This window comes from Hymenobacter daeguensis (genome assembly GCF_054780555.1).
On sequence record NZ_BAAGWC010000013.1, the window covers coordinates 114,730 to 127,258 of the forward strand.

At 56.2% G+C, this 12,529-nt stretch carries 11 protein-coding genes and 1 tRNA gene; 6 read left to right on the forward strand and 6 right to left on the reverse strand.

What is annotated here, in order from left to right; genetic code table 11:
* Nucleotides 1-40 precede the first annotated feature (40 nt).
* From hisB to hisIE, 5 genes are all read left to right on the forward strand, one after another.
* Nucleotides 41-1,147, forward strand: a complete 1,107-nt coding sequence (hisB, locus tag ACYVHT_RS15075) for a bifunctional histidinol-phosphatase/imidazoleglycerol-phosphate dehydratase HisB (protein ID WP_460553406.1) — start codon at nucleotides 41-43, stop codon at nucleotides 1,145-1,147.
* A 61-nt stretch (nucleotides 1,148-1,208) separates the two neighbouring features.
* Nucleotides 1,209-1,796: an imidazole glycerol phosphate synthase subunit HisH gene (gene hisH / locus ACYVHT_RS15080; protein ID WP_460553409.1), complete on the forward strand. Its 588-nt coding sequence runs from the start codon at nucleotides 1,209-1,211 to the stop codon at nucleotides 1,794-1,796.
* 30 nt (nucleotides 1,797-1,826) lie between these two features.
* Complete coding sequence (locus tag ACYVHT_RS15085) at nucleotides 1,827-2,543, forward strand: 1-(5-phosphoribosyl)-5-[(5-phosphoribosylamino)methylideneamino]imidazole-4-carboxamide isomerase (RefSeq protein ID WP_460553412.1); 717 nt, start codon at nucleotides 1,827-1,829, stop codon at nucleotides 2,541-2,543.
* A 34-nt stretch (nucleotides 2,544-2,577) separates the two neighbouring features.
* The gene (hisF, locus tag ACYVHT_RS15090; RefSeq protein ID WP_460553415.1) at nucleotides 2,578-3,333 is read left to right on the forward strand and encodes an imidazole glycerol phosphate synthase subunit HisF; all 756 of its coding nucleotides are present in this window, start codon (nucleotides 2,578-2,580) and stop codon (nucleotides 3,331-3,333) included.
* Nucleotides 3,334-3,396: 63 nt separating this feature from the next.
* Nucleotides 3,397-4,062, forward strand: a complete 666-nt coding sequence (gene hisIE, locus ACYVHT_RS15095) for a bifunctional phosphoribosyl-AMP cyclohydrolase/phosphoribosyl-ATP diphosphatase (protein WP_460553418.1) — start codon at nucleotides 3,397-3,399, stop codon at nucleotides 4,060-4,062.
* 79 nt (nucleotides 4,063-4,141) lie between these two features.
* Here the strand turns inward: hisIE and ACYVHT_RS15100 are convergent, their stop codons facing one another.
* From ACYVHT_RS15100 to ACYVHT_RS15120, 5 genes are all read right to left on the reverse strand, one after another.
* Nucleotides 4,142-5,161: a hypothetical protein gene (locus ACYVHT_RS15100; RefSeq protein ID WP_460553421.1), complete on the reverse strand. Its 1,020-nt coding sequence runs from the start codon at nucleotides 5,159-5,161 to the stop codon at nucleotides 4,142-4,144.
* A gap of 809 nt (nucleotides 5,162-5,970) precedes the next feature.
* Nucleotides 5,971-7,131, reverse strand: a complete 1,161-nt coding sequence (locus tag ACYVHT_RS15105) for a tetratricopeptide repeat protein (RefSeq protein WP_460553424.1) — start codon at nucleotides 7,129-7,131, stop codon at nucleotides 5,971-5,973.
* A 188-nt stretch (nucleotides 7,132-7,319) separates the two neighbouring features.
* Entirely contained in the window at nucleotides 7,320-9,947 is a 2,628-nt protein-coding gene (gene gyrA / locus ACYVHT_RS15110; protein ID WP_460553427.1) for a DNA gyrase subunit A, read from the reverse strand.
* A gap of 222 nt (nucleotides 9,948-10,169) precedes the next feature.
* Entirely contained in the window at nucleotides 10,170-10,403 is a 234-nt protein-coding gene (locus tag ACYVHT_RS15115; protein ID WP_460553430.1) for a hypothetical protein, read from the reverse strand.
* Between the two features lie 78 nt (nucleotides 10,404-10,481).
* Nucleotides 10,482-11,135, reverse strand: a complete 654-nt coding sequence (locus ACYVHT_RS15120; protein ID WP_460553433.1) for an HD domain-containing protein — start codon at nucleotides 11,133-11,135, stop codon at nucleotides 10,482-10,484.
* A gap of 144 nt (nucleotides 11,136-11,279) precedes the next feature.
* Here ACYVHT_RS15120 and ACYVHT_RS15125 point away from each other — a divergent pair, with 144 nt between their 5' ends.
* Entirely contained in the window at nucleotides 11,280-12,176 is an 897-nt protein-coding gene (locus ACYVHT_RS15125; RefSeq protein WP_460553436.1) for a phosphatase PAP2 family protein, read from the forward strand.
* Between the two features lie 256 nt (nucleotides 12,177-12,432).
* On the opposite strand, the gene ACYVHT_RS15130 is transcribed toward ACYVHT_RS15125, so the two are convergent.
* Nucleotides 12,433-12,508 (reverse strand) — tRNA-Thr (locus ACYVHT_RS15130).
* Nucleotides 12,509-12,529: the final 21 nt, after the last annotated feature.

The window sequence follows — 12,529 nt, forward strand, 5'->3', positions numbered from 1 at the left end:
TCCCGCCTTTGCGCCGCTCAATCCTTAACCAATACCTGATTTGAAAAAAGCCCTTTTCATCGACCGCGACGGCACCATTCTCATCGAGCCGCAGCCCAGCCAGCAAATCGACGGCCTCACGCCCGACAAGTTTCAGTTCCTGCCGGGGGCTATCAGTGCCCTGGCCCGCATTGCCCGCGACCTGCCCGAATACGAGCTGGTGCTGGTGAGCAACCAGGACGGTCTGGGCACCGATAGTTTTCCGGAGGACACGTTCTGGCCGGCGCATCAGCTCATGCGCGACATCCTGGCCGGCGAAGGCGTGCGCTTTGCGGCCGAGCACATCGACCGCAGCTTCCCGCAGGAAAACCTGCCAACCCGCAAGCCGGGGCTGGGCCTGCTGGGCCGTTACCTCGACCCGGCCAATGGATATGACCTGCCGAATTCCTTCGTCATCGGCGACCGGCTCACCGATGTGCAGCTGGCCGCCAACCTCGGCAGTCAGGCCATTCTGATAGGAGCGGAGCCCACTGCCGGAGCTGCCCTCACCACCACGGACTGGCACGCCATCTATCGGTTCCTGCGTTATCCGGCCCGCGTGGCCGTCATCGAGCGCAACACCAACGAAACCCAGATTGCCATTCGCCTGAACCTCGACGGCACCGGCCAGACGGCCATTCACACCGGGCTGGGATTCTTCGACCACATGCTGGAGCAATTGGGGCGTCATAGTGGTGTGGATTTACACATAAGTGTAAAAGGCGATTTGCACATCGATGAGCACCACACGGTGGAGGATACCGCCCTGGCGTTGGGTACCGCTTTTGCGCAGGCCCTGGGCGACAAGCGCGGCCTGGCCCGCTACGGCTTCCTGCTGCCCATGGACGAAGCCCTGGCGCAGGCGGCCATCGACTTTTCGGGACGGCCGTGGCTGGTGTGGGAGGCCGAGTTTAAGCGTGAGCGGGTAGGGGACCTGCCCACCGAGCTGTTCTTTCACTTCTTTAAGTCATTCACCGACAATGCCCGTGCTACGCTCAACATCTCCTGCACCGGGGATAATGAGCACCACAAGATTGAAGCAATTTTCAAAGCCGTGGCGAAGGCCATAAAAATGGCTTTGCAGCGGGATGACTCCACGGGCATCCCAAGCACCAAAGGAATTTTGTAGAAATTAATTGCGCAAATGAGTATGTTTTATTACTCAATTGTGTAATGACTTGCCAGGTATTATGGAAATCGCAGTGGTCGATTACAAAGGAGGAAACGTTCAATCCGTGCTTTTTGCGCTGGAGCGACTGGGGGCCCGTGCCGTGTTAACGGCCGACCCTGACACCTTGCGCGCAGCCGATAAAATCCTCTTTCCCGGCGAAGGAGAAGCTTCGTCTGCCATGGCCGCCTTGCGGGCGGCCGGCCTCGATGCCGTGCTGCCCACGCTTAAGCAGCCATTTCTGGGCATCTGTCTGGGCATGCAGCTGCTGGGCGAGCATAGTGAAGAGAACGACACGCCCATGCTTGGGCTGTTGCCTTTCCGAGTGCAGCGCTTCGTGCCCGATGTGCTGCACAAAGTGCCGCACATGGGTTGGAACAATTTGCAGGCCCTCCAGGGACCCCTGTTTGCGGGGCTTAACGAAGCCGACCACGTGTATTTTGTGCACAGCTATTATGCCCCGGTGGGTGACTACACCACGGCGCAGGCTGCGCACCCGGCCCCGTTTAGCGCGGCCGTGCAGCACGGCAATTTTCACGGAGTTCAGTTTCACACCGAAAAAAGCGGGGCGGTAGGCACCCGGATTCTGGCCAACTTTCTGGCTTTGTAACGCCATTCGTTTTCGCAATCAAGCTTTCCCGTGGAAATTATTCCTGCTATCGACCTGATTAATGGCCAGTGTGTCCGCCTGAGTGCCGGCGACTTCGGCCGCCAGACCACTTATGATGCCGACCCCGTAGCGGTGGCCCGGCGCTTTGCCGATGCCGGCCTGCGCCGGCTGCACTTGGTTGACCTGGATGGTGCGCGTGCCGGACAGCCCGTCAACCTGGCCGTGCTCGAGGCCATTGCCCGCCAGACCGCGCTGGATATCGACGCCGGGGGCGGAATTCAAACCGCCGAGGCGCTGGCGCAGGTACTGGCGGCCGGCGCAGCTCATGCTACGGCCGGTAGCCTGGCCGTGCGTGCGCCCGCCACCGTGGCTGCCTGGCTGGCAGCGCACGGAGCCGAAACGATTTTTATCGGCGCCGATTTTCGTGGTGCACACATTCTCATCAATGCCTGGCTCGATGAGAGTCCGCTGACCCTCACGGGTTTCATTGCCGATTACCTGGCCGCCGGAGCCAGTACCTTCATTTGCACCGACGTGAGCAAAGATGGCTTGCTGCAAGGCCCCTCGCTGGCAACCTACCGGACGCTGGTCAGCCAGTTTCCCGCCGCGCGCTTCGTGGCCAGCGGTGGCGTAACGACGATTGCTGATTTGGAAGCGCTGGCCGAAGCCGGAATGCACGGGGCCATCATTGGAAAGGCCCTCTACGAAGGCACCATCGCCCTGGCCGATTTACGCGCTTTTCTGTAGCCGCACAATTATTCACGAGTTATCAAGCAGCGAAGTGGTCAAAAAACGTCTTATTCCCTGTCTCGATGTGCGCGATGGGCGCACCGTAAAAGGCATTCAGTTTGAAGGCCTGCGCGACGCCGGCGACCCGGTAGCGTTGGCCGAGCGCTACGCCCGCGAGGGGGCCGATGAGTTGGTTTTTCTCGATATCACGGCCACCAACCAGCGCCGGCAGCCCCTTACGGAACTGGTTCGCAACGTGGCGCGGGTGTTGGATATTCCCTTCACCGTTGGGGGCGGCATCAGCACCGTGGTCGATGTGGAAGCGCTGCTGCTGAGCGGGGCCGACAAAGTTTCCATCAACTCGGCCGCGCTGGCGCGGCCGCAACTGATTACCGATTTGGCCCGACGCTTTGGCTCGCAGTGCATCGTGGTTGCTGTTGATGCCCGGCTCGTGGCCAACGAGTGGCAGGTAATGACGCGCGCCGGCACCGTGGCTACCGGCCGGGAGGCCGTGGCCTGGTGCCGCGAAGCTGCCGACTCAGGTGCCGGCGAGCTCTTGCTCACCTCCATGAGCCACGATGGCACCAAAGCCGGCTTTGCTCTCGACCTCACCCGGGCCGTCAGTGATGCCGTGGCGGTGCCCGTCATAGCTTCCGGAGGAGCTGGCCAGCCTGCAGATTTTACCGCCGTTTTCCAAGCCGGCGGCGCCGATGCTGCGCTGGCTGCCAGCATCTTTCATTTCAACGAAACGGCATTGCCGACGCTTAAGGCTTATCTCCGTGAAGCCGGCATTGCCATTCGGCTATAAGCATATGGCGGTCAATCAGACGATTGGGTGTTTTTTTATCTTTTTTTATATCAACTTCTGGCCATGATTTCTCATTTCTCATCACTTTCCGCCCTTCGTTTCGATGAGCATACCGGTCTGGCACCTGCTATCGTGCAGGATGCCTCAACCGGCCAGGTGCTTATGCTGGGGTATTTAAATGCTGAAGCGTGGGCCCGGACGCAGCAGGAAGGCCAGGTGACGTTCTTTTCGCGCTCGAAAAACCGTCTTTGGACGAAGGGCGAGTCCAGCGGTAATTTCCTAACCGTCGTGAGTCTGCACGTCGACTGCGATGCCGATACTGTTCTAATCCGAGCCATTCCAGCCGGGCCAACCTGTCATCGGGGCTTGGTGAGCTGTTTCGAGCAGCCAGACCAAACCGAACTGCCAGCCGTCCCGATTGGCTTCCTGGCCGAATTGGAGCGGTTAATTGCGGAGCGCCAGCGTTTCCCGGAGCGCGCGCCACTTTCCTATACCGTGTCGCTGTTCAAAAAAGGCCTGCCGAAAATTGCTCAGAAAGTAGGAGAGGAGGCCGTAGAAACCGTAATTGACGCGGTGGCTGGTCACCGCGACTTACTTCCTGGCGAAATTGCGGACCTGCTGTACCACCTGCTCGTTTTGATGGCTGCCACCGAACTGCCCATGAGCGAGGTTATGGAAGTGCTGCGTGAGCGCCATCAGCATCCCAGCACCCGCCATCTTACGGAATAGCTGGAGGACGTCTCACAAAAGCGCGGACTGGCCAAGCTACTTGCTTGGCCAGTCCGCGCTTTTATGGTTCACAAGAAAATTATTGAGCTGTACGTAGCTGCCTTCTTATTTTTTCCATTAGCGCAATGGCAATTGTTATGTCCTCCTCGTGAGTGATATCAAGGACTGTATTTATCCCCGGACCACTTATTTGAATCTGGAAACTGGCAGGACTTTTTTCAGCTTTTCCCTGTACCATTGTTTCCAGGGCTGGTGTGTGATGAATCTCATTATCCTCCTGTTGCTTTCTTCCAGGGTGCTCTTTTAGTATAAAATCCTCTGTTGTTGAATCGTTTAGATTCACGTTTTTTGAAAGACCAAATAAGTCAGCAATGGCATCATTTTCTCTAACTCCTCTTATATATTGAGCACTTTGTTGTATAGGTCGGTGTAGGTTTTCTTGTTTATCTTCTGGTATAGGTATATCGATTTGTAAATTATCTGTTGTTTGGCTACCTGCATCTGATTTATAGATTTCGGATGCTGGTTGACTTGCAAGTGTGGGTACTATTTGTCCTTGCACAAATGTGTTTGTAGCAGGAGTGATGCTGGCTATTTCACGGCGTAACGGGCGCTGGGCGTTTAACGCATCAATGTCGGCCATCATGTTTCGCTCATCTAGTATGTTGCACATTCTAGCGCCTTCCACAAAGGCTTTAGCAACACCTTGAGCGTTTATCTCTTCCACTGCGAACTCGCGTATGAGAATAACGTCGAGCATTTGGACGGGAAGCTCACGGCCGCGAAATTTTCGGCAGACTTGTGTAAACAGAGGCGGCGTCAGGAAAGCTTCCCGGTGGAACTGTAGTTCCTCCTGTTTGTCGTAGGCATGTTTTATTCGCTTAAATAGGGTGGTAGTGCTTAGCAGTTCTCTCTTACTGGTCATTAATCCGAATTTGACTGCTGAGCCAATTATGGCTTTAAAGGAACCACTGACCTTTCGGTCAAGTTTACGGGCCGCGGTTTCAATTGCGCATTTTCCGCCGGTATCATCTACAATCTCCGCGAGTTCCCAGGCACCAGAATAGGTTGTCCTAGGATAGTCTATTAGCTTAGGCATTTTTCAAGGTAAAAAAAAGTACAAGAAATTAGATAATTATGTACTTTTATGTGCTTCACTCAATTATACTATGGGTTTATTGCCGGAAAGTTCTATACGTCAGCAAGTATTAATAAGGTTTCTGTTGTTGCTAAGTATAACCTAAGAAACTGCAGTTAAAAGCTACATTCTGGCGACAGCATTTAGTAATCTAACCAGGGTTACTGGTATAAATATAATGCACACTTTCACTCTTACAATTTAGCCTATAAAAGTACAAAAAATTCTCCGAAATTAAACTTTTTTGTACTTTGAGATATTACTGGCCAGTAGCTAAGCCACATGCATGACTAGGAGTAGAGCTCAAAAGTACGGATGTACTCTTAACAAATCCTGCAAGAAGACGCGTAAAGTCAGCGTTGAAGCAACAGAAATCAAGACAACCTAAATCAGTATTGAAAGCAAAAAGAGCCAATGATTTGCTGTGAACTGCTATCCAACAACATGAAATCAATAATGGTATTTTAAACGTACACAAAGCCATTAAGAGCATTGCTGTCAAACGTTAGAAGTGTAAAGAAATTCTCAATGAGCTGTGGCGTACTCAGAGCGCTCTAACAAATCAGAAAGACTGTCTCAACCCATTTCAACGCACGAGGGTGCAAAACATGTCAGGCAGACGTGAGAACCCCTGAATATCGAAACTCCTTTTGTCTTATAATTTATATTATGTTAAATCAAACTTACAACGAACCGCATTGAACCCAAAAAAGCCCACCCGCTATAAGCAGATGGGCTCTCCTATTTGCTTATTTATAGCCAAAGTTTGGCTACTTTTTATTGAGCGACTGCAGCTTAGCATTCAGGCGCTCTGAGTCAGCAGTACGTCCTAGTCGGAAATAAACTTTCTGGAGTGAAGTAAGCGTGTTCCGGTCATCCGGCTGCAATTGCAATGCCTTCTCAAAATATGGAACTGAAGCCTCAAAATATTTTTTGCCCTCAGCTTCCAGTTTCTTACCGGATACCTGATACGTCTTCAAATCCATTTTGCTGGACTTCGTGTAGGCATCGGCGGCCTTATTGTAATTGTAAACGCCCAGGTTAAACTGTGCATCAAAGTTGTTGGGGTCTAGCTCAACGGCTTTGCGGTAATCTGCCAACGCTAGGTCGGACTTCTTTTGCTGGTCATACATCGACCCACGCACGGCGTAGAGATTTGAATTTGTGGGGTCGGCCGCAATGGTTTTGCTGATTTTAGCAAGCGCTTCCTCGCCCCGACCCGATGCCAACGACAGGTTCAGGTCTTCGAGCATGAACGTTTTGTTGTTCGGGTACGCAACCAGCGCCTGCTGCAGCACTTTGGCCGCTTCGGCATTATCGTTCTGCTGCTTGGCCATCTGGAACAGCCGCGAGTACAAAGTCACCGACTTATAGTTCATGCCCAGAAGTTGATTGTAGCTGGCTTTAGCACCAGCATAATCCTGCTTGGCTTCCGAGGCATACGCCGAATACAGCACGGCCGTGGTGTCCTGGGGCTTAATCTTCGAAGCCAGCTTATAGCTCTCAATCGCCTTGTCATAGTCCTTGGCATTGTAGCTATTCACAGCCGCATTAAAAGCATTGCCATAAAGCGCATCCATTCGCGTCACAGCCTGCTTGCCATACTCGCCGTCTTTGGTATCAAGCTCAATGGTCTTGGCAAACGATTCGTAGGCTTTCTCCACGCCCTCGCCCGGCTGCAGCTGCTTGCTGTAAATCGGGCTTTCGAGCATCAGTTGGTAGATATCGCCACGCGTGTACCAGGTTTTTGCCTTGCCACTCGTTTTTTCGTTCAGAATGGCTTTGTCGATATCGATTCGCGCCTTATCCAGCAAGCCACTGCGCTGGTTCAAAATGGCATTGGTAACGGCTGAAGTCTGCGCGCTAACCACCGAAGGCAAACCTGCAGTCAACGTCAGCGCCGCAGCAATCGTCAGAAATGTCTTCTTCATGAGTTCGGGAATTTACCTGTACCTCAGGTGATTCTGCTCAATAACAGCCACCCGGATACCGGCGAAAAAGTAAAAAAAGTGAGCTTAAAGAAACTTGTACCAGCTACTCAGAACGGTCCCTACAGGGCTTGAGTTCGCCAAAAATAAACGGGGCGGCCCAAATGGACCGCCCCGCTCCTATTCATGAATTATGCCAGGTCAGCTTCCTCGGCTTCGTCTTCGTCTTCTTCTGCCTCATCGGCGTCGTCAGAAAAGTCATCTTCGTCGTCAAGAAGTTCTTCGTCCTCAGCTACTTCGCCTACGTGAGAAACCGATGCAAGCGATTCATCGGCCGGACTGGCCACGGCTCCGGTTTCTGCTTCGTCTTCTTTCTCTTCGGCCTCAACTTTTGCAACCGACGAAATTTCGTCATTGCCGCTGATTTTTATCAGTCGCACCCCTTGCGTAGCACGACCAATGGTACGCAAGTCGCTCATGCGCAGGCGAATGGTGATGCCCGATTTGTTGATAATCATCAGGTCATCACCGTCGTTTACGTCTTTGATGGCCACCAGTTTGCCGGTTTTGTCGGTTAGTTTCATGGCCCGCACGCCTTTGCCACCCCGTTTGGTCACGCGGTATTCTTCGAGCTGACTGCGCTTACCAAAGCCATTTTCGCTCACTACCAGCAGCTCCTGCGTGGGGTCGGCCACGCAAACCATACCCACCACACGGTTGCCCGGCACGTCTTCCAGACGAATGCCCCGCACCCCGGCAGCGGCGCGGCCCATCGAACGGGCTTCGCTTTCGTTGAAGCGAACTGCGCGGCCGGTACGCGAAGCCAGAATCACCTCCGCATTCGGCACGAGCAGCTGCACGTCCAGAATGCGGTCGCCCTCATTGATGGTGATGGCATTGATGCCAGCCGTGCGGGGCCGCGAGTAGGCTTCGAGTGGGGTTTTCTTCACCGTGCCCTGCTCGGTGCAGAACATCAGATAGGTGTTCTCGAGGTAGTCCGGGTCTTTCAGGCCGCGCACGTTGAGCACGGAGCGCACCTTGTCTTCGCGCGGAATTTCGATAAGGTTTTGAATGGGCAGGCCTTTGGTGGCCTTCCCTCCTTCCGGCACTTCGTACACCTTCAGCCAGAACACCCGGCCCAGTTCGGTGAAGAACAGCAGGTACTCGTGCGTAGTGGCCACGAATAAGTGCTCGGTAAAGTCGTCCTTCTTGGAGATAGCCCCGCGTGAGCCTGCGCCGCCCCGGCCCTGGGCACGGTATTCGTCCAGATTGGTGCGTTTGATGTAGCCTTCGCGCGAGATGGTGATGACCATCGACTCGTCGGCAATCATGTCCTCGGTCGAGAAGTCGCCGCCAACGTAGTTGATTTCCGTACGACGGGCATCGCCGTAGCGCTCCCGGATGTCCTGCAGCTCGGTTTTGATAATGCCCCGCTGCAATTCTTCCGAAGCCAGCACCGAGTTCAGGTAATCGATAAGCTTCATCAGCTCATCGTATTCGGCCACGATTTTATCGCGCTCCAGGCCCGTGAGGCGCTGCAGACGCATGTCGAGAATAGCCCGCGCCTGCACCTCGCTCAGCGCAAAGCGCGAGATAAGCTGGCCGCGCGCCACCTCGGGGTCGCGCGAGCCACGGATGAGGGCAATTACTTCGTCCAGGTGGTCGAGGGCGATGAGCAAGCCTTCCAGAATGTGGGCCCGCTTCTGGGCTTCGGCCAGCTCGTACCTGGTGCGACGCACGATAACCTCGCCGCGATGCTCCACGAAATAGTGGATGAGCTGCTGCAGGTTCAGCGTCATGGGGCGGCCCTTTACCAGGCACACGTTGTTGACCCCGAACGAGCTTTGCAACTGCGTGTATTTGAACAGATTATTGAGCACCACGCTGGCCATAGCGTCGCGCTTGAGGTCATAGACAATGCGCATGCCGTCGCGGTCCGACTCGTCGCGCATATCCGAAATGCCCTCAATTTTCTTTTCGTTGATGAGAGCGGCCGTTTTCTCAATCATCGACGCCTTGTTCACCATATAGGGAATTTCGGTGACGATGATTTGCTCCTTGCCGGTTTTGGTGGTTTCGATGGTGGCTTTGGCCCGCATCACCACGCGGCCACGGCCGGTATGGAAAGCCTGCTTCACGCCCTCGTAGCCGTAGATGATGCCGCCGGTAGGAAAATCCGGCGCCGTGACGTACTGCATCAGCTCGTCCACGGTGATGTCGGGGTTGTCGAGGTAGGCGATGATGCCGTTCACGACCTCCGTCATGTTGTGGGGGGCCATGTTGGTGGCCATGCCCACGGCAATGCCCGACGTGCCGTTTACCAGCAGGTTGGGGAATTTGGCGGGCAGCACGCTGGGCTCTTCCAGCGAGTCGTCAAAGTTGGGCTGAAAGTCAACCGTGTCTTTGTCAAGGTCGTTGAGCATCTCATCGGCAATGCGCTTGAGGCGGGCCTCGGTGTAGCGCATGGCGGCCGGCGAGTCGCCGTCGACGGAGCCGAAGTTGCCCTGGCCATCCACCAGCGGGTAGCGCAGGCTCCAGTCCTGGGCCATGCGCACCATGGTGTCGTACACGGAGCTGTCGCCGTGCGGGTGGTACTTGCCCAGCACCTCGCCCACGATACGGGCCGATTTCTTGTAGGATTTGTTGTAGCCCACGCCCAGCTCGCTCATGCCGTAGAGCACGCGGCGGTGCACGGGCTTCAGGCCGTCGCGCACGTCGGGCAGGGCCCGGGAGATGATAACCGACATCGAGTAATCGATGTAGGCGCCCCGCATCTCGTCTTCGATATTAATCGGAATGATTTTTTCGCCTTCCGCCATTGAGGGGGTTGATAGGCAGCTTTAAAAAACCCAAAAAAGGTGGTTTTCAGCCGCAGGGTGAATGGTTCTTTATATGCGTGCGAAGATACAACAAAAAGGCCGCAACGGCAAGCGCTGCGGCCTTTTTCAAGGGTATTAGCGGATACGCTCCAAGGCGTCTGGCAGGCTGGGGCTACCGGGCTAAATTCAACAAGTGCCGTGCTGCCGCTGGGGTCGCCGCTGCTACTTCAGGGGCTTGCTCTTGTCGTTGGCGTGCGGCCCCTGCTTGTCGCTGGTAATCTTGATTTTTTCGCCAATGGCAGGGTTCTGTTTTTTCCAGAGCGGCTGGCCACGGTATTTCACGCCACTGTGCAGGTGCACCTTGCGCACGTGGCAGCTCTCGATGGGGCAGGTGCGGCAACCAGCCACCGCCAACAGCGGCAGCAGCAGAAAAGCCAGGCGGCGAAACAGTTTCATGGCGCAAAGGTAGCGGGCCGGGCGACGGAAACCCCAAAACCCGGGCAGTAGTAATGTATTCAGGTCCTCCCCTGCCGGTCAGTCCACGCCGTCCCACTCGGCCAGGAAGCGGGCCACGTAGGTTTCCATAAAGGCGTGTCGCTCCTGCGCCACGGCCCGGCCGGCGTCGGTATTGAGCCGGTCCTTGAGGTGCAGCAGCTTTTCGTAGAAGTGATTGAGCGTGGGCGCGACGTTTTTCTGGTAGCTGGCAAAGCTCTCGTGCACCACCGGAGCAATGGCAGGGTCGTGTAGCGGCCGGCCGGCGTGGCCGCCGTAGGCAAAAGCCCGCGCAATCCCAATGGCCCCGATGGCATCGAGCCGGTCGGCATCCTGCACCACGGCCGCTTCAGGAGAGGTGACGGGGGTGGCAACGCCCAGGCCTTTGAAAGAGACTTCGCGGATAATGGTTTCGATGCGCGCAATCAGCGGCTCGGGCAGGTCCTGGCTTTGCAGCCAGGCGCGGGCGGCACGCGGACCCGCTTCGTAGTCGCCGCCGTGAAATTTCCAGTCGGCAATGTCGTGCAGCAGCGCAGCCAGCTCGGTCACCGTCGGGTCGGCTCCGGGCTGGGCGGCGGCCAGCCGGCGGGCCATGAGCCACACCCGCCGAATGTGCGCCCAATCGTGCCCACTGCCTTCGCCGGCAAATTTCTGTTCGATATAGCGGGCGGTGGCTTCGATGACGTGGTTGTACATGCAACAGACTTTGATTAGGTAAAAAACGTGGAACTGGCGCAAAAGTACAGTCCCCGGACCGGGCCCGGCGCGCACAAACCGGACCCGCGCCTCCAAAAACCCAAAAGAAACCAGAATGCCGTGGCACCTTCGGACAGCAAAACAATGCGCCGAAACCCTCAACAACACCAGCACTTCACGCTGGCCGCTGTTTCTTCGCAGCCCTATCAGTCGATTACTCCCATGATGCGCTCCCGCTCTTTCGTGACCACTGCGCTGCTGGCTGCGCTGGCCGCCGCTCCGCAGCTGGCCCACGCCCAGATACCCGCCGCCCCAGCCGATACCACACACAAGTATGAAGACCCCGGCGGACAGCCCGCAGCCGTGAAAAAGCCGTTTTTTAAGAGCAAGGGCTTTCGGGCCAGCATCGTGCCGGCCCTGCTCATTGGCTACGGAGCCAGCACCATCAACGGCAACGGTTTCTACAGCTCGTACGATGCCAAGCGGGACATTCGCCGGGCGTTCGGCGACTACCGCAACCACATCGACGATTTCCTGCAATGGTCGCCCTACCTGGAAATTCCGGTGGTGCTGCTGGCCGGCGTCGAGTCGCACAACGACCGCCTGAACCTGGGACTGGTGATTGTGAAAAGTGAGCTGATAATGCTCTCGTCGGTGTACGTAGTGAAGACACTCGCCGGCGTGGAGCGGCCCGACGGCTCCGATAACCTCTCGTTTCCATCGGGCCACACGGCGCAGGCGTTTCTGGCCGCCAGCATTGTGCACACCGAGTTTCGGGACAAAAGCCAGTGGTACGGCATCGGGGCCTACACGCTGGCCACCAGCGTGGCCGCGTTTCGCATGATAAACAACAAGCACTGGGAATCCGACGTGGTGGCCGGCGCGGGCTTTGGCATCATGTCGGCGCACCTGGCCTACCTCACCCACCGCAACCGCTGGGGCCACAAGCCCACCGGCCGGGGCGTGGGCGACACCAGCTTTCTGCCCACGTGGAGCCCGGCGGGAGGTGCGGGCCTGTGCTTCACCTGGCGGCCGAAGTAAAGGCTTCACCATTTGGTAATGCGGATTCGGCAACGGCCAACCGCCGCCACGCGTTGCAGGCATTTGCCAACCGCCATCACCCATGAAGCAGAATGAGATTCAACCCCGCCAAAACCGCGTGGTGTATGTGCTGATGACCATCGTTGCGGCACTGGGCCTGGTCTGGGGCCTGTGGCAGCACATGCACCGCTAACGTTCACGCAAATGCAGCAAAAAGCCCCGTGTAAACTCCTGGCTTACACGGGGCTCGACTACCTGGAGCCGCCTGTCGGACTCGAACCAACGACCCTCTGATTACAAGTCAGAAGCTCTACCAACTGAGCTAAGGCGGCGGGTTGGTGCTGCAAAAGTAC

Bases quoted from the DNA above. Each gene is read 5' to 3' on its own strand.
- hisH (WP_460553409.1), top strand. From the start codon at position 1,209: ATGGAAATCGCAGTGGTCGATTACAAAGGAGGAAACGTTCAATCCGTG.
- hisIE (WP_460553418.1), top strand. From the start codon at position 3,397: ATGATTTCTCATTTCTCATCACTTTCCGCCCTTCGTTTCGATGAGCAT.
- ACYVHT_RS15100 (WP_460553421.1), bottom strand. From the start codon at position 5,161: ATGCCTAAGCTAATAGACTATCCTAGGACAACCTATTCTGGTGCCTGG.
- ACYVHT_RS15105 (WP_460553424.1), bottom strand. From the start codon at position 7,131: ATGAAGAAGACATTTCTGACGATTGCTGCGGCGCTGACGTTGACTGCA.
- gyrA (WP_460553427.1), bottom strand. From the start codon at position 9,947: ATGGCGGAAGGCGAAAAAATCATTCCGATTAATATCGAAGACGAGATG.
- ACYVHT_RS15115 (WP_460553430.1), bottom strand. From the start codon at position 10,403: ATGAAACTGTTTCGCCGCCTGGCTTTTCTGCTGCTGCCGCTGTTGGCG.
- ACYVHT_RS15120 (WP_460553433.1), bottom strand. From the start codon at position 11,135: ATGTACAACCACGTCATCGAAGCCACCGCCCGCTATATCGAACAGAAA.
- ACYVHT_RS15125 (WP_460553436.1), top strand. From the start codon at position 11,280: ATGCGCCGAAACCCTCAACAACACCAGCACTTCACGCTGGCCGCTGTT.